Consider the following 24,047-nt stretch of genomic DNA (forward strand, 5'->3'; position numbering starts at 1 on the left):
ATGGGAGCACTGCCCCAGTGCTTCACTCATCACGTAAATTGGTTAAAATATCGTTGGCCACGGCAGCAGCCACAGCGCCGCGAGGGAAATCGCCACGCCATAGGGAATTTCAGGTTGTCCCAGCCTGTGGGTCATCTTGTGGTGGATGACGGTGACCAGCGTGACCACGCCGCCCAGCAGCGCCATGAGCACGACCAGCGACAATATCGCCTGCCACGGGAACCACAGCGCCAGCGCGGTCAGCAGCTTCACGTCGCCGCCGCCCATCATGCCTAGCGCGAACAGCGCGGCGAACAGGGTGAAGATGGCTGCGCCGACCAGCAGTTGCACCGCCATGTCGGGCCAGAGCGCATAGCCGTTTGCCAGCCACCAGAGCGGCGCGAGGGCCGCGACCGCCAGGTTGAGCCGGTTGGAGATGATGCGCGCACGCAAATCGGTAATCGCCGCAGCGATCAGCAGTGCGCCAAGGGCGCAGAGCAGTATGATTTTGAAATATTCCCCCGTCATGGGATTTGACCCTAGACCCGATGGCTTACCAAACCGTAACCATGGCCCGCATGGATTCGCCCCGCTTCACCTCGCCATCCTTTGACCGCCGCGCCTGGCCGATGGGCGGGCGGCTGGACTATTGGAGCGCGCCCGACGGCTGGCCGATCCGCCGCTATCAACTGGGCGATGGAACGCGGGGCCGGATGCTGGTGCTGGGCGGGCGCGGCGACATGATCGAAAAATATCTTGAGGTGGTCCTCCATTGGGCCGAACGCGGATGGGCGGTCACCACATTCGACTGGCGCGGGCAGGGTGGGTCGGGTCGGCTGACCGACGATCCGATGACTGGCCATATCGGCGATTTTGCCGACTGGATCACGGACCTGAAGGCGCTGGCGGTCGACTGGCGCGCGGAGGGAGATGGGCCATATGCGATGGTGGCGCACAGCATGGGCGGGCATTTGCTGCTGCGCGCGCTGGCCGAAGGGATGCCGGCGCCCGATGCGGCGGTGGCGGTCGCGCCGATGCTGGACGTGCATAGCGCGCCCTTGCCGCGATGGCTGGCCGTGGCCGTGGCGCGGGCGATGCTGTGTCTGGGCCAGGGCGCGCGGCAGGCCTGGACGCAGAAGGAAGGGTCCGAACGGCAGCGACGGATACGGCAGAAGCGGCTGACCCATGACCCGGACCGCTATGCCGACGAACTATGGTGGCGTGACCATAGCCGTGACATTGCGCTGGGGCCGCCAAGCTGGACCTGGGTCAGTCAGGCGCTGGAATCGACGCGGGCATTGGCCGAGAGTGATGCATTGGCGCGGCTTGCCGTGCCGCTGCTCATATTGGCGACTCGCGCCGACCAACTGGTGTCCACCCCGGCGATCCGACGCGTCGCCGCGCGGATTCCCGGTGCGCGACTGCATGTCTATGGGCGAGAGGCCGCGCATGAGATATTGCGCGAACTCGATCCTGTCCGGTTGGATGCGCTGCGGCGGATCGACGCCTTTCTGGACGAGATGGCGGCGTGAGCCATCCCGATATCGTTATTGTGGGTGGTGGCATGGCCGGGGCCAGCCTGGGCGCGGAACTGGCGGGAGAGGCGCGTGTCCTGCTGCTGGAGATGGAGGAGCGGGCCGGCTATCACGCCACTGGCCGATCCGTGGCGTTTTGGGAAGAAACCTATGGCGGCGCGGCGGTACAGCCTTTGACGACCGCGTCGGGGCCGTTGCTGAGCGTTCCCGACCCTGATTTTCATGACGGCAGCTTCCTGTCGCCGCGACGCACATTGCATGTCGGACGGGCCGGGGATGAAGGGCATCGCGATGCGCTGATGGCGGAATTTGCGGGCAAGGTGGTGCTGGAGCCTGTCGATCCTGCCGCGCTGGTGCCGGGGTTGCGGCCGGACTGGACCATGGGCGTCATGGAGGCGAGTTGTCAGGATATTGACGTGGCTGCGCTGCATCAGGCCTATTTGCGCCAGTTCCGGCGGCGCGGCGGCGAAGTGCGGCTGGCGACGCGGCTGAACGCGGCGCGCGCCGTGGGTGGTGGCTGGCAGGTGGAGACGCCGGACGGAGTGATCGCCTGCGCGATCCTGATCAATGCGGCGGGAGCATGGGCGGACGATGTAGCGCGCGCCAGCGGCGTCGCGCCGATCGGCTTGACGCCGTTGCGGCGGACGGTGGTGCAATTGGGCGTGCCATCCATGCCATCGCCCGACCTGCCGCTGATCATGGATCTGGCCGGGCAATTCTACTTCAAGCCGGAAGGGCAGGGGCGCGTCTGGCTGACCCCGCATGACGAGGCGCCATCGCCCCCGTGCGACGCTGCACCTGAAGAACTGGCGGTGGCGGAAGCGATCGCGCGGTTCGAAAAGGCGGTCGACTGGCCGATCGCGCGGGTCGAGCATGTCTGGGCGGGCCTGCGCAGCTTCGCGCCCGATCGTGCCCCGGTATATGGGTTCGACCCCGATAGGTCGGGCTTTTTCTGGTTCGCCGGGCAGGGCGGTTTCGGCATCCAGACCGCGCCCGCCGCCGCGTTGCTGGCGGCCGCCCGGCTGCGCGGGGAAGCCCCGCCGGAAAGCGTTGCAGGCATTGATGCGGATGCCTATTCTCCGACCCGGTTTCGCTGACGAAACGAATCTGGAGAACGGTACATGGCGCACAAGTTCGTGATCGAGAAGAACAAGGCCGGCGAGTTTGTCGCCAAGTTCAAATATAATAGCGAAACGATCTTCTGGACCGAAGGCTATAGCAGCAAGGCCGGCGCGAAAAACGCGATCGAGTCCGTGCTGAAGAACGGACCGGGCGCGCCGGTCGAAGAGGCGGAATAAGGCGGCTTTCGATTAGCCAGCAAGAGCGGTCATGCGCTTTGTCATTCCTCCCCTGCAAGGGGAGGGGGACCGCTGGCGTAGCCAGTGGTGGAGGGGTCTCTCTCTCGATAGCATGACACCCCTCCGTCTGGCCTGCGGCCAGCCACCTCCCCTGCAAGGGGAGGATCAGCTTCGGTCATCGCGCCAATATCCGGTCTGCAACTGGCGCGACCGCAACAAAAAAGCCGCCCGTTACGGGGCGGCTTTTCTGTTTGATCTCTGACGAAAGCTCAGGCTTCTTCTTCGGCCGGGGCTTCTTCGGTGAGCGCGGCGAGATCGCCGGGTTCAGCGTTGGGATCATAATCTTCGGTGAAGCCGGCTTCGTCCTTTTCGAACAGGTCGGCCATGACGTCGACGCCTTGGCTTTGCAGGTCGGCCTCTTCAGGCGAACGCGCCACGTTCACCTTGATGGTGACGGCGACTTCGGGGTGCAGCGCGACCTTGACGTCGAACACGCCGAGCGTCTTGATCGGGCGTTCCAGAACGACCATCGCCTTGGTGACGTTGGTGATGCCCTGTGCCTGCAGTGCTTCGATGATGTCGCGAACCGCAACCGAACCATAGAGCGCGCCAGCGTTGGATGACTGGCGGATCAGGATGATCTGCGTGCCATCAACGTTGCCGGCGGCTGCTTCGGCGTCCGAACGGCGAGCGGCGTTGTCGGCCTCGATCTTGGCGCGGTTGGCTTCGAACAGCTTCTTGTTGGCGCTGTTGGAACGCAGCGCCTTCTTGTTGGGCAGCAGGAAGTTGCGGGCGTAGCCGTCCTTGACGGTTACGACGTCGCCGATGGCGCCGAGCTTCTCGACACGTTCGAGCAGAATGATTTCCATGGGGCTTACTCCCTTACTTCACGATGTAGGGCAGCAGGCCCAGATGACGGGCGCGCTTGATGGCCTGGGACAGTTCGCGCTGCTTCTTGGCCGAAACGGCCGTGATGCGGCTGGGGACGATCTTGCCGCGTTCGGACACGAAGCCCTGGAGCAGACGAACGTCCTTATAGTCAATCTTCGGCGCATCCTTCGCAGCGAAGGGGCAGCTCTTGCGGCGGCGGAAAAATGGGCGTGCCATGATCTAGATCTCCTTATTCGCCAGCGGCTTCTTCGCGGCGCGGGCCACGGTCGCCACGATCTTCGCGCGGACCACGATCGCCGCGGTCACCACGGGGGCCGCGATCGCCACGGTCGGGGCGGTCCTGCTTGCGCATCATGACCGACTGGCCAGCTTCCAGCTCATCGACCTTGACGGTCATGTAGCGGATGATGTCTTCGTTGATCTGCGTCTGGCGCTCCAGTTCCGCGATCACGCCGCCGGGGGCGTCGATGTTCAGCATCACATAGTGAGCCTTGCGGTTCTTGGCGATCTTGTAGGCGAGCGAACGCAGGCCCCAAGTTTCGATCTTGGTAACCTTGCCGTTATTTTCTTCCACGATCTTGGTGGCGTTTTCCGCCAGAGCGTCCACCTGCGCCTGTGCCAGATCCTGGCGCGCAAGGAACACATGCTCGTAAAGAGCCATGATGCTACCTTCTTCTGTTGGCCGATTGCTGACGCCCACCCCATGTGGAACGCCCCTCCGGCTATCGTCTTTCATGCTCCGCAAGCGGGCCGAGTCACCTCTGGTCCGATGCGAAGGCGCGCCTATGGCGGAAAGGCGGGGGAAAGGCAAGGGCGTGTGAGGTAAATCCATCCGTTCGGGCTGAGCTTGTCGAAGCCTTGTCCTTTCTTCTATCCCCGTAGAGAAGAACGACAGCACTTCGACAGGCTCAGTGCGAACGGTTGAGAGGTTAGCTTATGGCGGTCGGAATTGCAGCACTATCCCTGATCCTGCTGATGATCGCCGCCTATCGGGGGATGAGCGTCATCATCATGGCGCCATTGCTGGCGATGCTGGCGGTGTTGCTGACCGATCCCGCGGCTGTCCCCGCCGCCTTTTCCGGGCTGTTCATGGAAAAGGTGGCGAGTTTCCTCAAACTCTATTTTCCCGTGTTTCTGCTGGGCGCCTTGTTCGGCAAGCTGGTCGAGATTTCTGGCTTTTCCCGCGCGATCGTGACGGCGGTGATCGGCATTGTCGGGGCGGGGCGGGCGATTCCGGCGATCATGGCGGTCACCGCGCTGCTGACCTATGGCGGGGTGTCGGTGTTCGTCGCGGTGTTCGCCGTCTATCCCTTCGCCGCCGAAATGTTCCGCCGGGCTGACATCCCCAAGCGGCTGGTCCCGGCGACGATCGGGCTGGGGGCGATTACTTTCACCATGGATGCGCTGCCCGGCACGCCGCAGATCCAGAATATCATTCCGACCAGCTTTTTTGGCACAACGTCCTGGGCCGCGCCGGTGCTGGGGCTGATCGGGTCGGCCTGTATCGCGGCGATGGGGCTGACATATCTGGGCTGGCGGCGGCGCGCGATGATGGCGGCGGGGGAGGGCTATGGCGCACCGGAAACGCTGGTGAACGAGCCGGAGCCGGTTGACGCTTCGGTCACGGTGCATCCGCTGGTCGCGCTGCTCCCGTTGCTGGTTGTGGGGGTCGGCAATCTGCTGCTGACCATGGCGATTCCGCGCTGGGTGAGCGGTGACGTCATCACCCTGTCGCTGGTCGGCATGGCCGAGCCGGTCGAGGTCAAGGTGGCGCAGGTGTCGGCGCTCTGGGCCGTCGAGGGCGCGTTGCTGATGGGCATCGCAACGATATTGGCGTTTGCCTATCGGACGGTGGCGAAGCGTTTTGCCGAAGGATCGAAGGCGGCGGTCGGCGGCGCCCTGCTGGCGGGGATGAACACGGCGGTCGAATATGGTTTTGGCGCAGTGATCGCGGCGCTGCCCGGTTTCCTGATCGTCAAGGAAGCCTTGCGCGCCATCCCCGATCCCCTGATCAACGAAGCGATTACCGTCACGTCGCTGGCGGGGATTACCGGGTCGGCGTCCGGCGGACTGTCGATCGCGCTGGCGGCGATGGCGGACCAGTTCATCGCTGCGGGCGATGCCGCGGGCATATCGCGCGAAGTGCTGCACAGGGTCGCGTCGATGGCGTCGGGGGGATGGACAGCCTGCCGCACAATGGCGCGGTCATCACCTTGCTGGCGGTGACGGGCCTGACCCATAGGCAGGCCTATAAGGATATTTTCGCGCTGACGCTGATCAAGACTGTGACGGTGTTCATCGTCATTGCGGTCTATTATCTGACCGGACTGGTCTGAAAGGACTGGTCTGGCCGGATCAGGCGGCCGGGCGATGCAGTTCGGCCGATCCCAGGAAATGGGCGCTGGTCGATGGCCCGGCGCTCGTCAGCAAGGCGGCGACCATATCCTTCAGGTTGCCGGACGGGCGGCAAGGGTCATCATAGGCCATGGCCCATTGCCCAAATTCGCGCGCCACGATCGCGCCTTCGCGCAGCTTGACTACGCCGCGATGACGGCTGTCGTCATAGATGCGGGCAAAAATGCGCTCTACCGCGTCCTTTGGACCTTCCAGTACCTGAAGGAAGCGGCGCGAGTTGAACAATAGCAGGCCGGTCACATTGTCCCGCCGATTGCGGACGGCGGCTTCGCGCGCGATGGTGGCGCAGTCGTCGGGCGTTACCGTCCCGGTGACGGTGCTGATATACATGATCTGATATAATGACATGGCCGTTCCCGATCCGCCCTCCACCCAGGGACTTGTGCCGGGCAAGCCGTTAATTTGGGGTATTTAACCTGTGTCAGGGAAGCGGGCACGCAAAAATGCCCCAGGGGAGGAGAGATCCCTGGGGCATGAAGGGGATGGATCGGCTTAGCGGATCGCGTTGCCGATGACCGCGCCGATCAGGCCGCTGGTGATGGCGATCAGCACCGCGTCGTTACCCGACTGGACCCACTGATAGCCGCGCGGCGGGGCGTTCAGGCGATAGCCGCGATAATTGTTGATAACGCGATAGTTGGTCGCCTGGCGCCGGTCGAAACGCTGGCCCTTCGCCCAGCGATGGTGGGAGGCGGCGTAGCGGTTGTTGCGCACATCCTTGCGAACCACCGTGCGCTGCTTGACCACGGTGCGGCCATTGGGCTTCTGCTTGACGACCGTGCGGGTCTGTTCCTGACGATGCGGCTGGCCATAGGCCTGCGCCTGTGCCTGGCTGCTGATGATCGGGCTGGCGACCAGGGTGGTGGTGGCCAGCGTCATGAGGATCTTCTTGAACATGTCTTGCTCCTTTGCCGTGTTCGGGCGCCCTCTGCGGCGTCGAGAACAGAGATAGGCGGCGCTTGTCGCAGCCATGTGTCGCGGAAGGGCAAAGAGTGTCGGAAATTGTAACAGATTGAGATTAAAGATGAATGTCCGTTCATCTTTGCAGCCCGCGGCGCTCTTTTTACAGGTGGGCGCCGGTCGGGCCGGTCAGCGCTATTCGTGGCGCAGCGCGTCGATGGGGTTGAGTGCGGCGGCGCGGCGGGCAGGGAAATAGCCGAACACCACGCCAATGACGGCGGAAAAGACGAAGGCGATCAGATTGACCTTCACGTCGAACATGAAGGGCACCTGCATCAGCGGCGCTATGGACCAGGAGGCGATGAGGGCGAGGAAGAGGCCGATCACCCCGCCAAGGCAGGACAGCACGATCGCTTCGACCAGAAACTGCATCAGCACTTCGCCCGCGACCGCCCCGATGGCCAGCCGGATGCCGATTTCGCGGGTGCGTTCGGTCACGGAGACCAGCATGATGTTCATGATGCCGATACCGCCGACCAGCAGGGATATGGCCGCCACTGCGCCAACAATTTGCGTGAGGATGGTGGTGGTACCGGTCAGCGTGTCGCTGATCTGCTTGGTGTCGAATACGTTGAAATTATCCTCGCTGCCTGCCTTGATCTGGCGTCGTTCGCGCATCAGGTCTTCCAGGCTGTTCTGCACGGTCGACGTGTCATAGGCATCGTCCACCGCGATCATGATCTGGCTGATGTCGCGATTGCCGGTGAAGCGGCGCTGGACGAATTTGATCGGCATGACGACGACGTCGTCCTGATCGCCAAAGCCGCCCTGGCCGCGCGTCGCGAGTGCGCCGATCACCTGGCAGGACACGCCCTTGATCCGCATCCGCTGGCCGATGGGATCGGCATTCTGGAACAGGTTGGTGCGTACCGTATTGCCAATGATGCAGACCGGGCGACCGGCTTGTTCCTCTTCCGGCATGAACAGGCGACCGCTGGTCAGCTTCCAGCTTTGCACCTCGAAATAGGCGGCGGTGGTGCCATAGATGGTGGTGGACCAGTTATTGCCTTCATAAATGGCGGTGCCGCTCGACTGGGCCATGGGCGCAACCGCGCGGACGCCGGTCAGCTGGTTTTCGATCGCGGTCAGATCGGCAGGCTTGAAGTCGGGCGGGCGTGGCCCGCCGCCGCCGCGGCCAAAGCCCTGGCCGGGGCGCAATTGCAGCACATTGGCGCCCAGCGAACTAATCTGTTCGCGCACGGCCGCGGTCGCGCCATTGCCCAGAGTCACCATGGTGACGACGGCGGCGACCCCGATGATGATGCCCAGCGTCGTCAGGAAGCTGCGCAGCTTGTGCCGGTTGATCGCCCGGAAGGCGAGGATGACGGTGGTGCCTAGCATGACGATCCTTTCCTCTCCCCAGCGGGGAGAGGGATGCGGAGACTTGGCAGCTTGCTGCCTAGTCGTAGCTGGGAGAGGGGAAGAGCCAAAGGCTGCGTCCGGTTCCCTCTTCCAACTTCGCCTAACCCGCTGCGCGGGCAAGGCTGTGTATCCTTCTCCCCCCGGGGAGAAGGTTTGACCTGTGCGCAACTCACGCCGCCAGCCCCTTTTCGATCCGTTCGACCAGCCCGTCTCGAAAATGCACGATGGTGCGGGCAAAGGCTGCCATGTCGGGTTCGTGGGTCACCATCAGCACGGTGATGCCGCTGTTCCGGTTGAGATCGGTTAGCAATTCCATGATTTCGACCGATCGTTCGGAATCGAGATTGCCGGTCGGTTCGTCGGCCAGCAGCACGTCGGGGCTGGTGACGATGGCACGGGCGATGGCGACGCGCTGTTGCTGGCCGCCTGACAGTTCGGCGGGTGTATGATCCCACCATTGTTTGAGGCCGACCTTGTCTAGCGCGGCCATCCCCAGTTCGTAACGGGTCTTTTTGTCCTCGCCACGATAGAGCAGGGGCAGTTCGACATTTTCGAGCGCGCTGGTGCGGGACAGCAGGTTGAACCCCTGAAACACGAAGCCGAGATAGCGGCGGCGGAGCAGCGCGCGCTGGTCGCGGTCGAGCCGTTCGACATGATGGCCCTTGAACAGGAATTCGCCGCCCGATGGCACGTCGAGGCAGCCAAGGATGTTCATCGTCGTCGATTTGCCGGAACCGGACGGCCCCATGACCGCGACGAAATCGCCCTGCGCGATGTCGAGGTCGATGCCCTTCAACGCCTGAAATTCGGTCGCACCGCTGCCGTAGATTTTGGTGACGCCGCGCAGGGTGATGATGGGGTCCGCAGGCATGGCGATCAGGGCTTGGCCGTCACGGGGGCGGTTTGCGGCGCGGCGTCGCCCGAATTGCCGAGCTTGCCCACGGTCGCGGGCGTGCCGTCGGTCGCCGGGTTGCGCGGCGCGCTGTCCTTGCGTGGCGCGCGCTGGTCCGCGCCGGTGCGCGCCTGATCTTCGGCTGGCGGTTCCTGGCCCGCCGCCAATTGCCCGGTGATGACGCGCATGCCCGGTTTCAGGTCGCCCCCGGTGATGACGGTGCGCGACCCGTCGCTGGCGCCGACGACGACCTGTATCGCCTTGGGCTTGCCGTCTTCGCCCACGACATAGACAGTCTGGCTGCTGCCCGCGCCGAAGCTGACTTCGCGGGTGGGGCGATTGCCGCGGCGGCGGGGGATGAGCGTGCTGGTGATGCCGCCACCCCGGCCTGCGCCCGCGCTTGGCTTGAAACGCAACGCGGCGTTGGGGACGAGCAGCACGTTGCGCAATTCCTGCGTCACGATGTCGGCGGTTGCCGTCATGCCGGGGCGCAGCGTTTCATCGCTGTTGTTGACGCTCAGCACGGCTGTGTAGGCGACGACGGTGCCGGACGAGCTGCTGGCCGTGCTGGTCGTGGATGACGACGCGGTGCTGGCGCTGTTCGACCCGACATTGACCCGCGTAACCTTCGCCGGGAAATTGCGGCCAGGGAAAGCGTCGACCGCGAAGGTCGCGCTCTGGCCTTCCTTCACCTGACCCACATCAGCCTCATCGACCGAGACTTCGACCTCCATCTGGGTCAGGTCTTCGGCCAGGGTGAAGAGGACCGGGGCGTTGAGCGAGGCGGCGACGGTCTGGCCCGGTTCGATGTCGCGCGACAGGACGACGCCGTTCACTGGCGACACGATCTGGGCGATGGTCAGGTTGGTTTGCGCCGACGACAGCTGCGCGCGGGATACGTCCACCTGAGCCAGCGCCGATCGCAGCGTGGCCAGCGCGCCCTCATAATTGGCGCGGGCTGAATCGATTTCGGTTTTCGCGGGCACCTTGCCGCCCGACAGCTGGAACACGTTCAGCTGACGGTCCAGCGTCGCCTTGGCCAGCGCGACCTGCGCCTGCGCCTGCGAGACCTGCGCCTGCGCCGCCGCGACTTGTGCCCGGTTCTGGTTCACCGCGTCGACCAGGCGCCGCGTATCGAGTTCAGCGAGACGCTGGCCCTTCACGACCCGGTCATTCACATCGACATAGACGGCGGTGATCTTGCCCGATTGTTCCGACCCGACATCGACCTGATTGACGGGACGCAGATTGCCGGTGGCCGATACGCTGACGGTCAGGTCGCCCTGGCGCACTTCGCGCGTCGCATAACTGGGCTGATCCTCGCCCGCGAAACAACGGCTGACAAGCAGCACGAGCAGCAGCAGGCCGACGCCGATCGCACCGCGCACGGCCCATTTGCGCCATGGCCTGGCAGGCTTTGCCCCCAGAAATTCGTCCAGCGCCGGATCGGTGGTGGTGTCATTGCTCATCAGGGGCGGCTTTCCATGCTCTGCCAGCCGCCGCCCAGCGCATTGTAGAGCTGGGCGAGGGCAAGGATTTCGTCCGATTGCGCGCCAGCCAGGCTGTTGCGCGCATTCAAAAGGGTGGATTCGCTGTTGGACAAGGTCTGGAAGTCGGTGAGGCCCGCCTGATACTGGCTGCGCGCCAGGATCGCGGCGTTGTTCGACGCATCATAGGCGGTGGTGAACTCCGCCTTGCGCAGCCGTGCGCTGCTGAGCGCCGCCATCGCATTTTCGACATCCTCCAGCGCGCCAAGTACGCTTTGCTTATAGGCCGCGAACGCGCCATCGGTCACTGCCTTCTGCGCCCGCACCTGGGAGGCGAGGCGGCCGCCGTCGAAGATGGTCTGCGCGACATTGGCGAACACGCCGCCCGTGATCAGGCTGAACAGATCTTTGAACGCGTTGGAGGTGGTGCCGATATTGCCGTTGATGCCAAGCGAGGGATACAGCCGCGCCTGCGCCACGCCGATCCGCGCGGTAGCGGCGGCCAGCGTGCGTTCGGCGCTGCGCACGTCGGGTCGCTGGCGCAGCGTGTCGGCGGGAATGCCGGTGGCGATGTCGATCGCGGCGGTCGGAATGGGCGCGGGCGTTTCAAGCGCGCGGGTGGCGGCGCCCGGCGCCTGCCCGGTCAGCACCGCGATGCGATTGAGGCTGCCGCGCAGGCTGGCTTCGATCTGCGGGATCGACGCGCTGGTCTGCGCCAGTTGCGCGCGCGCCTGCTGCTCGTCGAGCGAGGAGACGAGGCCCGCCTGCAACCGCCAGCGGGCAATGTCATAATTGTCCTGCTGCACCTGCCGACTGTCGCGGGCGATGCGCAGCTGTTCCTGCGCCAGCCGCGCCTGCACATAATTCGTCACCAGTTCGGAAATGATCGTCATCCGCACCGTTGCCAGATCATAGCCCGATGCCGCCAGGTCCGCGCGCGCCGCTTGCGCACTGCGCGACAGTTCGCCGAACAGGTCGATCTGCCAACTGGCGTTCGCACCAGCCGAATAGCTGCTCGACCAGTTGCTGGACCCAAGGCTGATGACATTGCCGCTGCTGTCGGTGCGGGTGCCGCCTGCCTGACTGCGGTAATTCTTGCCGCCGCTGGCCGATCCGCTGAGCTGAGGCAGGAAGGACGCATTGGCCTGGACCAGCGATTCCCGCGCCTGCCGCAACCGGGCCTGCGCCTGCACTATGTCGAGATTGGCGGTGACGGCGGTATCGATCAGCGTGGACAAGGCGGGATCGTTCAGGCGCGTCCACCATTGGGCGAGGTCCGCGTCGCTGATGGGGGCGCCGCTGCCCTGATCATAGGTGGCGGGGATGCCGAGCGCGGCAGGTTGCGGCGCGCGATAGTCCGGTCCCGCCGCGCAGGCGGAGAGGGCAAGCGCCGTTCCCGTGATCCAGACAATGCGATATCGCACCTTTTCCTAGCACTCCGTCATCGTTAAAGGGGCCGTCGTCAGTCCCCCGTGAAGGGGGCAGGGTGTCGTATGCCTGCCTGCCGCAGACATGTGTATGCCTCAATGCTATTTATGTCACAAAGTGTAACACCATTGGAATTACGCGCTTTTTTTGCAGCGCTTGGGTCAGGGGATGATGAATGCGGGCTTTTCTATTTCCAGGGCAGGGCAGCCAGTCGGTCGGCATGGGCAAGGCGCTGGCCGATGCCAGCCCTGCCGCGCTTGAGCTGTTTCAGGAAGTCGATGACGCGCTGTCGCAGCATTTGTTCCGCATCATGGTCGAAGGTCCGGAAAGCGACCTGACCCTTACCGAAAACGCCCAGCCCGCGATCATGGCCAACGCGCTTGCGACGCTGCGGGTGATGCAGCGGGAGGGCGGCTTTTCGCTGAGCGACAAGGGCGATTATGTCGCGGGTCACAGCCTAGGCGAATATAGCGCGCTGTGCGCGGCGGAGGCGTTCGATATCGGCACCACCGCGCGGCTGCTCAAGCTGCGCGGTCAGGCCATGCAGGCGGCCGTGCCGGTGGGCGAAGGCGCGATGGCCGCATTGCTGGGGGCGGATATGGAAAAGGCGCAGGCGCTGGCCGACGCCGCGGCGCAGGGTGAGGTCTGCACCGTCGCCAATGACAATGATCCCTCGCAGGTGGTCATTTCCGGTCATCGCGGCGCGATCGAGCGGGCGGTGGCGATGGTCAAGGATCATGGCATCAAGCGCGGTGTGCTGCTGCCGGTATCCGCGCCCTTCCATTGCCCGCTGATGCAGCCCGCGGCCGACGCCATGCAGGACGCGCTGGCCGGGGCGGTGATCAATGCGCCGCTGCTGCCGGTCTATGCCAATGTGCTGGCCGCGCCGATCGCCGACCCGGACGAGATTCGCGCGCGGCTGGTCGAGCAGGTGACGGGCCGGGTGCGCTGGCGCGAATCCGTTGCCGCCATGTGGGAAGCGGGCGTCACCGAATTTGTCGAACTGGGCGGCAAGGTGCTGGGACCGATGGTCAAGCGCATCGCACCGGACGCCACCGTACGCAGCGTCGTGACGATGGATGACATAGAGGCCGCGCTGGCATCGCTATGAGCGCGGTCCTCACCCAGCGTGACGGGGCGGTGCTGACGGTCACGCTGAACCAGCCCGACCGGCGCAACCCGATTTCCGACCCGGCGATGGTCGACGCGCTGTGCGATCTGTTCGAAGCGGCGGATCGCGACATTTCCATCCATGTCGCAATCCTGACCGGGGCGGGCAGTGCCTTTTCGTCGGGCGGTGACCTGAACGCGATGCGGCCGGACGCTGGCGGACTGCGCGCCGGGTTGCCCGCGCAGACGCGGCGCAACTATCGCGCGGGCATCCAGCGCCTGCCCTTGCTGTTCCAGGCGATCGAACTGCCGGTGATCGCGGCGGTCAACGGCCCGGCGATCGGCGCTGGAATGGACCTGGCCTGCATGTGCGACGTGCGGATTGCTGGCCAGTCGGCGCGCTTTGCGGAAAGTTTCGTGAAACTCGGCCTGGTATCGGGCGATGGCGGCGCATGGTTGCTGCCGCGCATTGTGGGCATTTCAAAGGCATCGCAATTGTCGTTGACGGGCGAGATGATCGACGCCGCCGAAGCATTGCGCATCGGCCTGGTGAGCGAAGTCGTGCCGGACGAGGATTTGATGGCGACCGCGCGCCGACAGGCCGATGCCATCGCCGTCAACCCGCCCCATGCGACCCGCATGACCAAGCGCCTGCTGCGCGCGGCGCAGACGGCGGAGCTTTCACATATATTGGAAATGGCAGGCGCCATGCAGGCGCTGGCCCATGCGACGGCGGATCATGACGAGGCAATCGACGCCTTCTTCGACCGCCGCCCGCCGACATTCAAGGGAGACTGACATGTTCGATCTGACAGGCATGACCGCGCTGGTGACCGGCGCTTCGGGGGGATTGGCTCTTCCATTGCCAAGGCGCTCGCCGCGCAGGGGGCGACGCTCGCGCTTTCGGGCAGCAATGAGGATAAGCTGAAGGCATTTGCGGCGGAACTGGGCGGCGATCACAAGACGATCGTCTGCAACCTCAGCGACCCGGCATCGGTCGATGCGCTGGTGCCGCAGGCTGTGGAAGCGTTGGGCGGCAAGATCGACATTCTGGTCAACAATGCCGGTGTCACCCGCGACAACCTCATCCTGCGGATGAAGGATGAGGAATGGTCGAGCGTGATCGCGATCAATCTGGAGGCCGCGTTTCGCCTCTGCCGCGCGGCGGCCAAGCCGATGATGAAGGCGCGCTTTGGCCGCATCATTTCGATCACGTCGGTCGTCGGCGTCACCGGCAATCCGGGCCAGTCCAACTATTGCGCGTCGAAGGCGGGCATTATCGGCATGTCCAAGTCGCTGGGTCAGGAACTGGCCAGCCGCGGCATCACCGTCAACTGCGTCGCGCCGGGCTTCATCCGGTCAGCGATGACCGACGCGCTCAATGATGCGCAGAAGGGCGCGATCCTCCAGAAGATACCGGCGGGCGATCTGGGCGATGGCGACGATATTGGCGCGGCGGTGGTCTATCTGGCTAGCCGTGAGGCGGGCTACGTTAATGGACAAACTCTTCATGTGAACGGCGGAATGGCCATGATCTGACGTTTGCGAGCGCGCCGTCCAGCAGGATGGCGCGCCGCGTTGCCAGAGCCAGCACGGCGATGGCGGCGATCAGGTCGACCGGGATCAGCGTCATTTCAGAGACGGCCCGGCCAAACAGCGGTGCGATCCAGGCATAGGCAAGCCATGTCGGCTCCCAGCGCAGCGGGCCGCGCTTGGCCATGTCCGCCATCATGAAGGCGATGGCCACGCCCAGCAGCACGAAATCATAATCCAGCACATAAGGCGTGCAAAGCAGAGCCGCGCTCAAGGCCGCAGCGCCGCGCACTGCCATCGACCCGCGCCGCGCCGCCAGTGCGGCCGCCGCGATCGCGATGGCGGAGACGATCGCCTGCGCGCCATAGGCGGCGGGAATCGACCCGCCCCACTGGCGCACGGCGGCGAACGGGCTCTGGATCTTTTCCCAGCCCGTCGCGCCTGCCTCTATGATGATGTGGCGTGTCAGCGGCAGGGACTCGATGAAGGCGTGCCATACCGGCCACCCCCATATCGCCAGCGTCAGCAGGCACAGGGCCGTCGTGGTCAACCCCGCCGACAGGAAGGCGCGCAGATTGCCGCGCGCCAGGATCAGCACGGGGATCAGCACGGCAAATTGCGGCTTGTAGACCAGCGCGCCGAGCAGCATCCCAGCGATCCATGGCCGCCGATCCAGCAGCAGCATCCCTGCGCCAAGCAGGCTGGCGGTCAGAAAGGCGTTCTGCCCATGGCCCAGGCACACCAGCACCACCGGCGCGCCCAGCGCGACCAGCACCGCGTCGCGATCATCGGGCAGGATGCGCCGCACCAGCGCCAGGCACAAGGTCAGGCTCAAACCCTGCCAGATCAGCAGCGCCGCGACATAGGGAAATTGCGCGAGCAGCGTGGCGATGATCAGGAAGGGCGGGGGATAGTGCCAGCCGTAAAAGGGGATGGCGTCATCATGATGCACCTTTTTCTGTACCGCGTGCTGGGTTGGCCAGTCCCATGCCTCTGGCGCGCGGCCCTGATCGGCCATCTGCCCGGCGGTCCAGACGTTGGAAAAGTCGGTCCCCAGCGGCCGCCCCAGCGAATCCACCGTGCCATGGGCGGTCGCAAACAGGGTGCAAAGGCCGATGATCGTGGCGGCCAGAACCAGCGCCGCCGTCAGCCGGACGCGCGCGCGCGTAATGAAATGGTCGGGAGCTGACGGCATGATCATGGCCCAATCCCTCCCACAAGCCGCTGAAATTTTGGTAAATGAAGCGTTGCCAGGGCGCGATGAGCGCGAATTTATTGCGGAATCATGGCCAAGCGCGAATGTGGGGGCTTGGCGGCCTTGCCTCTTGCCTGTATCGGCGCTTGGCACTAGGGCTGCCTTAACAGTTATTCAGACCCACTAACGATACCAGTCAAGAAGGACCACTCATGAGTGAGACCGCGGATCGCGTAAAGAAAATCGTCGTCGAGCATCTGGGCGTTGAAGCCGAAAAGGTGACCGAGGATGCCAGCTTCATCGACGATCTGGGCGCAGACAGCCTCGACATCGTTGAGCTGGTCATGGCGTTCGAAGAAGAATTCGGCGTCGAAATCCCGGACGATGCGGCTGAGAAGATCGGCACCGTCAAGGATGCGATCGACTATATCGACAGCAAGCAGTAAGGCGTCTTGCGGCTTGCCCCCACGGGGCGGCGGGCCGGTAATGCGTTGAGAGAAATGGCTCCTCCTGTCCGGTGATGCCGGGGTGCGGGGAGCCTTTTCGTATCTGGCGCGTCGTTCACAACTGTCGCAATTGCCGCTACAGGAACGTCAGGCGCCAACAAGGAATTTCGGAGCTAGCATATGCGTCGTGTCGTCGTAACCGGTCTTGGCATGGTGACTCCGCTTGGCGGAAATGTCGAAACCACCTGGAAGAACATCATCGCGTCCAAATCCGGCGCGGCGACGATAACCCGGTTCGACCCGACCGATTATAAGTGCCGCATCGCGTGCGAAGTGAAGCCCAAGGACCATGAATATGGCTTCGACGCCAATCTGGACGTGGACCACAAGGTCCAGCGCCAGGTCGACCTGTTCATCGTGTTCGGCATCGCGGCGGCCAGCGAGGCGCTGCGGGATGCCGGCCTGCTCGACATGAGCGAGGAAGAAAGGCTGCGCGCGGGGTGTTCGATCGGATCGGGCATTGGCGGCCTGCCGGGCATCGAAAGCGAATCGCTGGTGCTGGCGAACAAGGGGCCGGGCCGGGTCAGCCCGCATTTTGTCCATGGCCGCCTGATCAACCTGATCTCCGGCCAGGTCAGCATCAAATATGGCCTGATGGGGCCGAACCATGCCGTCGTCACCGCCTGTTCGACCGGCGCCCATTCGATCGGCGACGCGGCGCGGATGATCGCGATGGACGACGCAGACGTCATGCTGGCGGGCGGCGCGGAAAGCGCGATCTGCCCGATCGGAATCGCCGGCTTCTCGCAGGCGCGCGCGCTCAGCACCGGCTTCAACGACGATCCGACCCGCGCGAGCCGCCCCTATGACGTCAACCGCGACGGTTTCGTCATGGGCGAAGGCGCTGGCGTGGTCGTGCTGGAGGAATATGAGCGGGCCAAGGCGCGCGGCGCGAAAATCTACGCCGAAGTGGTGGGCTATGGCCTGTCGGGCGACGCCTATCACGTCACCGCGCCCCATCCCGAAGGCTCCGGCGCGTTCCGCTCCATGGCGATGGCGCTCAAAAAGTCGGGCCTCAGCCTTGAAGATATCGACTATGTGAACGCGCATGGCACGTCGACGCCGCTGGGTGACGAGCTGGAACTGGGGGCGGTCCGTCGCCTGTTTGGCGACCAGATCAGCGCCATGTCGATGAGCTCGACCAAATCGGCGATCGGTCATTTGCTGGGCGGCGCGGGCGCGGTGGAAAGCATTTTCTGCATCCTGGCGATGCGCGATGGCATCGTGCCGCCGACGCTGAACCTGGATGAGCCGAGCGAGAGCTGCAAGGGCGTCGATCTGGTTCCCCATGTCGCCAAGCAGCGCAAGGTGCGCGCGGTGCTGAACAATTCGTTCGGCTTTGGCGGCACCAATGCCTCGCTCATCATGAAGGCGCTCTGAGGCGGTTTTGAAATCCTCCCCTTGTAGGCAGGGGAATTGCATCTGACTTTGCGTTATCTCTTCAACGTCATCCTGAACTTGTTTCAGGATCCATCGCGCCCCAAGAGCCGCCGCTCGTGACGAGAAATGGATTCTGAAACAAGTTCAGCATGACGAAGTAGAATGAGGTGCGTTCCATATGCGATAGTCCTCTCCTCGCAGGAGAGAATTTGGCGGTAATGGATATTCTCTTACTGCGGATTGGGCGGTTGTAATGATGGCGAGACGATCCGGCGCAAATCCGATGCAGAAGTTCGGCTGTATCATTCTGCTGATCGGCCTGGCCGTCGCTGCCTTTATCGCCTTCCGCTTCGTTGCGGGCTGGACCGAGCAAGGCCCGGCGAAGCAGGACATCAGCATCGTGGTGCCGGAGGGGGCGACGCTGTCCGACGCGGCAGTGCTGCTCAAGCGGTCTGGCGCGGTGCTGTCCGCAGACGCCTTTCTGACGCGGGCCAAGATATTTGGCGGCGGCAAGTCGATCAAGGCGGGCGAATTCATCATCCCCGCCGGTGCCAGCAACAGCGACATTCTATCGATCCTGCAAGGCGGCAAGACGCTGACCCGCCTGATCACCATCCCCGAAGGGATGCCGTCCATCCTGGTGCATGAGCGGCTGATGGCCAACGACCAGCTGACCGGCGATATAAAGGTGCCGGACGAAGGCAGCGTGCTGCCCGACAGCTATGCCTTCGACAAGGGCGAGAGCCGCGCGGCGGTGCTGGCGCGGATGCAGGCGGCGATGGACAAGGAACTGGCGAAGCTATGGGCCGAACGGGCGCCGAACACGGTCGCCAAAAGCCCGCGAGAGGCCATCATCCTGGCCAGCATCGTCGAAAAGGAAACCGCCCTGCCGTCCGAACGGCAGATGGTGGCCGGCGTCTACAGCAACCGGCTGCGCACCAACATGATGTTGCAGGCCGACCCCACGATCATCTACCCGATCACGCGCGGCAAGCCGTTGGGCCGCCGCATCCGCAAATCGGAGATTGCGGCGGTCAACGATTACAATACCTATGCGATGGTTGGCCTGCCTAAGGGACCGATCGCCAATCCGGGGCGCCTGTCGATCGCCGCCGTGCTGCATCCGGCGGAGACCAAGGCGCTCTATTTCGTCGCGGATGGCAAGGGCGGGCACATCTTCGCCGATACCTATCAGCAGCATAATGAAAATGTGCGCAAATGGTTTGAGATCAGGCGGTCCAGAGGCGAATTGTAACCCTGTCCGCATCCCGGATCGTGGCCGGGATGCGGTTGGCATGTCCATAATCTTTATCGCCTGCGCGTGGCGCCAATGGGCGATCCGGCGCTGCTGATCAGCGCAGCACGCCCTTGCCCACCAGATTGCGAGCATAGAGCAGTTGGATGATGGCCATCACCACGATGAACGCTGGAAATGCGATGACCGATGGTCCCTTCAATGCCAGCAGATCGGTGCCAAGGAAGGTATAGCCAAACTGGACGACGACAGCGATCAGCGAGAGCAGGAACAGGCTCGCGGCGGTCGCCTTCTTCATCAGCAGCAGAACAGCCCCCAGCGTGCCTGCACCCACGGCGATGGCATAGGCGATCCAAACCCAGGCCGGCATGGCGGCGAACGCCTGTGCGGTAACCGGATCGGACTTGGCCAATTCGGTCAGGTCAGCGGTATATTGCATGGCAAAGGCAGCCAGTCCCATCAGGTTCCACAACAAAAGGACGATGGCGATGACGATAAAATATCGCGGCATATTCATGATCCAATCCCCTCCCTCTATGACGTGTCCCGTTGCAGGGGCGTCATGGACTGATCATATACGTGTGAAGGGCCGCGCGGAAGCGGCGAGACATGGAAGGACATGAACCATGCTGGGACGATCCGTACCGAATATAACCCTCAAGACCCGCGTGCGCGACGAGAGCGTCGAGGGACCGAACCCGTTTCGCTGGGAGGATGTGCATACCGGCGACCTTTTCGCCGGCAAGCGGGCGGTGGTGTTTTCTCTGCCCGGCGCGTTCACGCCCACCTGTTCGACCGAACAATGCCCCGCCTTCGAACGCTATTATGATGATTTCAAGGCGCTGGGCGTGGATGATGTCTATTGCGTGTCGGTCAACGATGCCTTCGTCATGTTCCAGTGGGGCAAGCATCTGGGCGTCAGCAATGTGAAGCTGCTGCCGGACGGATCGGGTGATTTCACGCGCCGCATGGGCATGTTGATCAAGAAAAATCATCTGGGTTTTGGTGACCGCAGTTGGCGCTATGCGATGGTCGTGGACGACGGCAAGGTCGTCGCCTGGTTCGAGGAGCCGGGGATCAACGATATGGGCGAAGATGACGACCCCTATGGCGAAACCCGGCCAGAACCCGTGCTGGACTGGCTGAAGGCGCATCCCGCCGGGTGAGCGCCCCGATTATCGTCAGCGCCCTGATGGGCGCGGCGGACTTTGCCTGGGCGGATGGATTGCGCCGCGCGCATTTTCCGCCCGACCGCAATGTCCTGTCCGCGCACATCACCCTGTTCCATCATCTGCCGCCTTCCGCGCTGGCGGAGGTAAGCGCGCGCATCAAGGCGCTATGCCGTGGCCCCGCGCCAGCCGCGCGACTGAGCGAGGTGATGCTGCTGGGGCAGGGGGTGGCCTTTCGGATCGACAGTCCGCAACTGTCGGCGATGCGCGACGAACTGGCCGACGCCTTCACTGGCCTGCTGACGCCGCAGGACCAGGCCCGACCGCGCCTGCATGTGACGGTGCAGAATAAAGTGAAGCCGGCAGAGGCCAAAGCGCTGGCGGAGGCCCTGCGCGCGGATTTCCAGCCGCGCCCGTTCGTCATCGCGGGCCTTGCCGCCTGGCATTATCGCGGCGGTCCGTGGGAACTGGCCATGAAGGCAAGTTTCCGCGGGTAGGGGACTTATCGCCCAATCCGTTCGGGCTGAGCCTGTCGAAGCCCAGCCCTTCTTCGCCAGGAAGAACGCCCCTTCGGCACGCTCAGGGCGAACGGATCGTTATTTCGGTAGCTGGCGTTTCAGGCCAACCCGACTTCCTTCAACGGCACACTCGCATCCGCCAGTTGCTCCGGATCGAGCGCCGCGCCAGCCAGCACATGCGCGCGGCCCTGGACATAATCCTTGACCATATTGACGCAATCCAGCGCGATCACCTTGCCGCCCTTGAGATATACTATCGAGAAGCTGCGCGCAGCCGGATCGCCACGCAGGATCGTCTGGTCATAACCGGTCGAAAGGCCGACGGTCTGGAGTTTCAGATCATATTGGTTCGACCAGAACCATGGCACCGCGTTATAGGCTTCTTCCTTGCCCATGATGTGCGCCACGGCGGTCTTGGCCTGGTCATTGGCGTTCTGCACCGATTCCACGCGCATCTGCGCGCCGCCCGCAAAGCGGTTGGCATGGGCGGCGCAATCGCCCACGGCATAAATGTCGGGCAGGCTGGTGCGGCAATATTCGTCGACATCCACGCCATTGCCCCCCGCAGCGCCCGCCGCGATCAGCGGGCCGGTTTCGGGGATGATGCCAATGCCCACGATGACCATGTCGGTGACGATCCGCTCACCATCGGCCATCAGCACGGCCGTTGCCTTGCCGTCTGTGACTTCGATGCAATCCATCCGCGCGCCGGTGCGCAGGTCGACGCCATGGGCGCGATGTTCCGCTTCGTAAAAGCGCGACAGTTCCTCGCCCGCGACCCGCGCCAGCACCCGGTCGAGCGCTTCCAGAAGCACGACCTTCTTGCCGAATTTGGACAGGACGGCGGCGGCTTCCAGCCCGATATAACCACCGCCGATGATGGTCACATGATTGATGCTGTCGATCTTCGCCATCATCGCATCGACATCGTCGCGACGGCGCACGGCATGGACATTGGCCGCATCCGCCCCGTTGCAGGTCAACATCCGGGGATTGCCGCCGGTGCACCAGATCAGCTTGTTATAGCCGATTTCCTGATCCCCTACGGTCACGAACTTGCCAACGGGATCGACGCTCTTCACGCGGCGGCCCAGCAGCATGTCGACATTGCGCTCACCCCAGAAGGCGGCGGGACGGATCAGGATGCGGTCGAAGCTCTTGTCGCCTGCGAAATATTCCTTCGACAGCGGCGGACGTTCGTAGGGCGGGTCCTTTTCGTCGCCGATCATCGCGACGGAGCCTTCAAAGCCCGACTGACGCAGGGAAATCGCCGCCTGTGCTCCCGCATGGCCTGCGCCCACAATCAATACGTCATAATAGCTCATTGGCCCGCTATCCTCTTTATCCCCATTGCGCCGATGATTGGCGCGCTTTGCCGGTGGTGGCAAGGGCGATGTGCGGCAATTGCGGTCAAAAGAGCGACGTCCGTGCTGCGCCCCCGCGCTGTTCCGACTCCGAATTGTGGCGCTTTGATCGCTCCGTAAGGGCGCTAAGGCGTCGAAAATGTCGGCAGGCCAGACCCGCGCAGGAAGCAGGTCATCGCGCCGATACAGAACATCGGTCGATTCGCGTTTCCACGCCTGCGGGGATCGCTCGCGGGTTGCTTTCCCGCTTAACGCGCGGCGGCGAGCATGACCCGCTGCGCCAGGTCCGATCCTTCGGGCAACTGCGCGACCAGCGCCAGGCTGCCATCGGCTTCGCGCCGTGCGACGACAATCGCCAGCCCGTCTGTGTCCGTGGCCAGGGCCTGCGGATCGATGGCAGCGGCGGCTTTCATCGCGTTTCGCGCCGTTTCGCGCTTGTCGGGGCGCGGCGGCGCCTCGGCTCGGCGCAACGCCCGCTCGTCGCGCACCAGCGCCTTGAGCCCGCCTGCATAGTTTGACAGATGGTCGGCCAGCATGCCCACGCCCAGGCCCAGGGCACGGCCATGGTCCAGAACAGTCGCATATTCGGTGATCCGCGTCTTGTCATATCCGGCGCCGAAAACCAGCTTGATGATCGCGGTCATCGGGCTGCGCGCCTGCACCTTGATGCCGCAATCGGCCAGCAGTTCGGCATAGTCGTCGGGCCGCGCCTGCGCCACCAGCGCAAAATCATAGGCCAGGCCGATCGCGCGATAGAGCGCGGCATGGCTGCGCGCTTCGCTGGTACGGAACTGGTCGGCACCGTCGCGAGCCAGCGCCAGCCAGTCGGCGAGCGGCGCGTCATCGGTCGGGCTTTCCATGCCGGACAGGTCCAGCGGCTCTTCATCGAGCGAAGCGACGGGCATGGGGGCGGAAGGAGCAGCGGAAGGGGGGAGGGGGGCAGCATCGACCGCGTCATCGACCGTGTCGCCGCCCGCCGGGCCATCTGCCCATACGGGCACGTTCGTCGGCGCTGGCATGATGCTGGACAGCGCCGCGCTGACTTCCAGTTCCAGCGCCTGCCGCTCGTCGCGGCTGGCCAGTTCCTTCCAGTTGATCACGCCGAACACGAAATCGATCGTCTCGTCATCGGACGAAAAGGGCATCAATATGCCGCGATATAATATCTCTGCATCGCGCTGGTTGACGAATTCGGCTTCGAATCCGATGGGCGCGGCATTGGCGATAATCTGGAGATAATGATCGGTCAGCCGCGACAGCAGCGACCGGGCGGGTACATCATTGATATAGCTGATGGACCCGTCAATTTCGCACTCCTGCCGCAAGGCGGAGCCGAGATATACGATGGCGGGATTGTCGAGCCCGGTGGAAAAATCCAGCAATACGCTGTGCGGGCCGAAATCTTCCAACTGGTCAGGCGACAGATCCTCGATCGATGGCAGGGTGCGATCCCCCAGCAGCGACGCCCAGTAATTATAGGCGCGCACCTGCATCCGCCGCTCGTCCGATACCACCGTCAACGGTGCGTCGATCGCCGCATCATCGGCATAATCGAAATCGTCCTGGTCGTTGGCGACGTCATGCCCCCGCAGAGTGTCCATCCGGTCCGTCCCTATTTCAGGCAAAATTCTGCCTCTTTGGGACTCGACAGTGGCATCGGATGGTAAATTTGCCGTAAAGATGGCAGCGCCGAACGGCCATATGCCGTGCCGCCTGCAAAAAGACCGACCCGACAATGCAATTGCCCGCTTGTCCTAAGGCCCAACCACT

General features: G+C 63.8%; 23 protein-coding genes and 3 pseudogenes. 12 read left to right on the forward strand and 14 right to left on the reverse strand.

Features of this window, described 5'->3' with window-relative positions; all coding sequences use genetic code 11:
• Positions 1-29: 29 nt before the first annotated feature.
• Positions 30-507, reverse strand: a pseudogene (locus CJD35_RS11060) (A24 family peptidase).
• A gap of 41 nt (positions 508-548) precedes the next feature.
• Here CJD35_RS11060 and CJD35_RS11065 point away from each other — a divergent pair.
• From CJD35_RS11065 to CJD35_RS11075, 3 genes are read left to right on the forward strand one after another with little or no spacing between them, the layout of a single operon-like run.
• Positions 549-1,511, forward strand: a complete 963-nt coding sequence (locus CJD35_RS11065; RefSeq protein WP_026002209.1) for an alpha/beta hydrolase — start codon at positions 549-551, stop codon at positions 1,509-1,511.
• Positions 1,508-2,611 carry an NAD(P)/FAD-dependent oxidoreductase gene (locus CJD35_RS11070; protein WP_017182069.1) on the forward strand — a complete coding sequence of 368 codons (1,104 nt, stop codon included), beginning with the start codon at positions 1,508-1,510 and terminating at the stop codon, positions 2,609-2,611. Before CJD35_RS11065 ends, CJD35_RS11070 begins: the two co-directional genes overlap by 4 nt.
• A 24-nt stretch (positions 2,612-2,635) precedes the next feature.
• Positions 2,636-2,812 carry a YegP family protein gene (locus CJD35_RS11075; protein WP_017182070.1) on the forward strand — a complete coding sequence of 59 codons (177 nt, stop codon included), beginning with the start codon at positions 2,636-2,638 and terminating at the stop codon, positions 2,810-2,812.
• A 269-nt stretch (positions 2,813-3,081) separates the two neighbouring features.
• Here the strand turns inward: CJD35_RS11075 and rplI are convergent, their stop codons facing one another.
• From rplI to rpsF, 3 genes are read right to left on the reverse strand one after another with little or no spacing between them, the layout of a single operon-like run.
• A complete protein-coding gene (gene rplI / locus CJD35_RS11080; protein WP_017182071.1) occupies positions 3,082-3,681 on the reverse strand; it encodes a 50S ribosomal protein L9 in 600 nt (199 codons plus the stop codon).
• 13 nt (positions 3,682-3,694) lie between these two features.
• On the reverse strand, positions 3,695-3,919 hold the full coding sequence (gene rpsR / locus CJD35_RS11085; protein ID WP_006950194.1) for a 30S ribosomal protein S18: 225 nt from the start codon (positions 3,917-3,919) through the stop codon (positions 3,695-3,697).
• 13 nt (positions 3,920-3,932) lie between these two features.
• Positions 3,933-4,364: a 30S ribosomal protein S6 gene (gene rpsF, locus CJD35_RS11090; RefSeq protein WP_017182072.1), complete on the reverse strand. Its 432-nt coding sequence runs from the start codon at positions 4,362-4,364 to the stop codon at positions 3,933-3,935.
• A 275-nt stretch (positions 4,365-4,639) separates the two neighbouring features.
• Here rpsF and CJD35_RS11095 point away from each other — a divergent pair.
• Positions 4,640-6,039, forward strand: a pseudogene (locus tag CJD35_RS11095) (GntP family permease).
• A 19-nt stretch (positions 6,040-6,058) separates the two neighbouring features.
• Here the strand turns inward: CJD35_RS11095 and CJD35_RS11100 are convergent.
• The 6 genes from CJD35_RS11100 to CJD35_RS11125 all read right to left on the reverse strand — a co-directional run bounded on the left by CJD35_RS11100 (position 6,059) and on the right by CJD35_RS11125 (position 12,243).
• Positions 6,059-6,466 carry a BLUF domain-containing protein gene (locus tag CJD35_RS11100; protein ID WP_241763600.1) on the reverse strand — a complete coding sequence of 136 codons (408 nt, stop codon included), beginning with the start codon at positions 6,464-6,466 and terminating at the stop codon, positions 6,059-6,061.
• Positions 6,467-6,610: 144 nt separating this feature from the next.
• A complete protein-coding gene (locus tag CJD35_RS11105) occupies positions 6,611-7,015 on the reverse strand; it encodes an RcnB family protein (RefSeq protein ID WP_017182075.1) in 405 nt (134 codons plus the stop codon).
• Positions 7,016-7,213: 198 nt separating this feature from the next.
• A complete protein-coding gene (locus tag CJD35_RS11110) occupies positions 7,214-8,419 on the reverse strand; it encodes an ABC transporter permease (RefSeq protein WP_017182076.1) in 1,206 nt (401 codons plus the stop codon).
• A 190-nt stretch (positions 8,420-8,609) separates the two neighbouring features.
• Positions 8,610-9,311: an ABC transporter ATP-binding protein gene (locus tag CJD35_RS11115; protein ID WP_017182077.1), complete on the reverse strand. Its 702-nt coding sequence runs from the start codon at positions 9,309-9,311 to the stop codon at positions 8,610-8,612.
• Positions 9,312-9,316: 5 nt separating this feature from the next.
• Entirely contained in the window at positions 9,317-10,801 is a 1,485-nt protein-coding gene (locus CJD35_RS11120; protein WP_017182078.1) for an efflux RND transporter periplasmic adaptor subunit, read from the reverse strand.
• Positions 10,801-12,243 (reverse strand): efflux transporter outer membrane subunit, encoded by a 1,443-nt coding sequence (locus tag CJD35_RS11125; protein WP_086485437.1) that lies wholly within the window; start codon positions 12,241-12,243, stop codon positions 10,801-10,803. The genes CJD35_RS11120 and CJD35_RS11125 overlap by 1 nt, the downstream gene beginning before the upstream one ends.
• Before the next feature lie 179 nt (positions 12,244-12,422).
• On the opposite strand from CJD35_RS11125, the gene fabD reads away from it, so the two are divergent.
• The 3 genes and pseudogenes from fabD to fabG all read left to right on the forward strand — a co-directional run bounded on the left by fabD (position 12,423) and on the right by fabG (position 14,896).
• A complete protein-coding gene (gene fabD / locus CJD35_RS11130) occupies positions 12,423-13,358 on the forward strand; it encodes an ACP S-malonyltransferase (protein WP_017182080.1) in 936 nt (311 codons plus the stop codon).
• Positions 13,355-14,155 (forward strand): crotonase/enoyl-CoA hydratase family protein, encoded by an 801-nt coding sequence (locus tag CJD35_RS11135; RefSeq protein ID WP_017182081.1) that lies wholly within the window; start codon positions 13,355-13,357, stop codon positions 14,153-14,155. Before fabD ends, CJD35_RS11135 begins: the two co-directional genes overlap by 4 nt.
• Position 14,156: 1 nt before the next feature.
• Positions 14,157-14,896, forward strand: a pseudogene (gene fabG, locus CJD35_RS11140) (3-oxoacyl-[acyl-carrier-protein] reductase).
• Here fabG and CJD35_RS11145 read toward each other — a convergent pair.
• A complete protein-coding gene (locus CJD35_RS11145) occupies positions 14,850-16,091 on the reverse strand; it encodes a glycosyltransferase family 87 protein (RefSeq protein WP_017182083.1) in 1,242 nt (413 codons plus the stop codon). The pseudogene fabG and the gene CJD35_RS11145 overlap by 47 nt on opposite strands.
• A 206-nt stretch (positions 16,092-16,297) precedes the next feature.
• Here CJD35_RS11145 and CJD35_RS11150 point away from each other — a divergent pair, with 206 nt between their 5' ends.
• The 3 genes from CJD35_RS11150 (at position 16,298) to mltG (ending at position 19,226) form a co-directional block, all read left to right on the forward strand.
• On the forward strand, positions 16,298-16,531 hold the full coding sequence (locus tag CJD35_RS11150) for an acyl carrier protein (protein ID WP_006950224.1): 234 nt from the start codon (positions 16,298-16,300) through the stop codon (positions 16,529-16,531).
• A gap of 180 nt (positions 16,532-16,711) precedes the next feature.
• Positions 16,712-17,971 carry a beta-ketoacyl-ACP synthase II gene (gene fabF, locus CJD35_RS11155; protein WP_017182084.1) on the forward strand — a complete coding sequence of 420 codons (1,260 nt, stop codon included), beginning with the start codon at positions 16,712-16,714 and terminating at the stop codon, positions 17,969-17,971.
• A gap of 283 nt (positions 17,972-18,254) precedes the next feature.
• Positions 18,255-19,226 (forward strand): endolytic transglycosylase MltG, encoded by a 972-nt coding sequence (gene mltG, locus CJD35_RS11160; protein WP_017182085.1) that lies wholly within the window; start codon positions 18,255-18,257, stop codon positions 19,224-19,226.
• Positions 19,227-19,323: 97 nt separating this feature from the next.
• Here the strand turns inward: mltG and CJD35_RS11165 are convergent, their stop codons facing one another.
• Positions 19,324-19,743 (reverse strand): hypothetical protein, encoded by a 420-nt coding sequence (locus tag CJD35_RS11165; protein WP_017182086.1) that lies wholly within the window; start codon positions 19,741-19,743, stop codon positions 19,324-19,326.
• Between the two features lie 109 nt (positions 19,744-19,852).
• On the opposite strand from CJD35_RS11165, the gene CJD35_RS11170 reads away from it, so the two are divergent.
• Together CJD35_RS11170 and CJD35_RS11175 are read left to right on the forward strand one after the other, a co-directional pair.
• Positions 19,853-20,392: a peroxiredoxin gene (locus CJD35_RS11170; RefSeq protein ID WP_086485438.1), complete on the forward strand. Its 540-nt coding sequence runs from the start codon at positions 19,853-19,855 to the stop codon at positions 20,390-20,392.
• Positions 20,389-20,892 carry a 2'-5' RNA ligase family protein gene (locus tag CJD35_RS11175; protein ID WP_017182088.1) on the forward strand — a complete coding sequence of 168 codons (504 nt, stop codon included), beginning with the start codon at positions 20,389-20,391 and terminating at the stop codon, positions 20,890-20,892. The genes CJD35_RS11170 and CJD35_RS11175 overlap by 4 nt, the downstream gene beginning before the upstream one ends.
• A gap of 119 nt (positions 20,893-21,011) precedes the next feature.
• Here CJD35_RS11175 and CJD35_RS11180 read toward each other — a convergent pair whose 3' ends face one another.
• Together CJD35_RS11180 and CJD35_RS11185 are read right to left on the reverse strand one after the other, a co-directional pair.
• Positions 21,012-22,238 (reverse strand): NAD(P)/FAD-dependent oxidoreductase, encoded by a 1,227-nt coding sequence (locus tag CJD35_RS11180; RefSeq protein ID WP_017182089.1) that lies wholly within the window; start codon positions 22,236-22,238, stop codon positions 21,012-21,014.
• 287 nt (positions 22,239-22,525) lie between these two features.
• Complete coding sequence (locus CJD35_RS11185) at positions 22,526-23,878, reverse strand: PAS domain-containing protein (protein WP_017182090.1); 1,353 nt, start codon at positions 23,876-23,878, stop codon at positions 22,526-22,528.
• Positions 23,879-24,047 lie beyond the last annotated feature (169 nt).

It is taken from the genome of Sphingobium xenophagum (assembly GCF_002288285.1).
GTDB classification, from domain to species: Bacteria; Pseudomonadota; Alphaproteobacteria; order Sphingomonadales; family Sphingomonadaceae; genus Sphingobium; species Sphingobium xenophagum.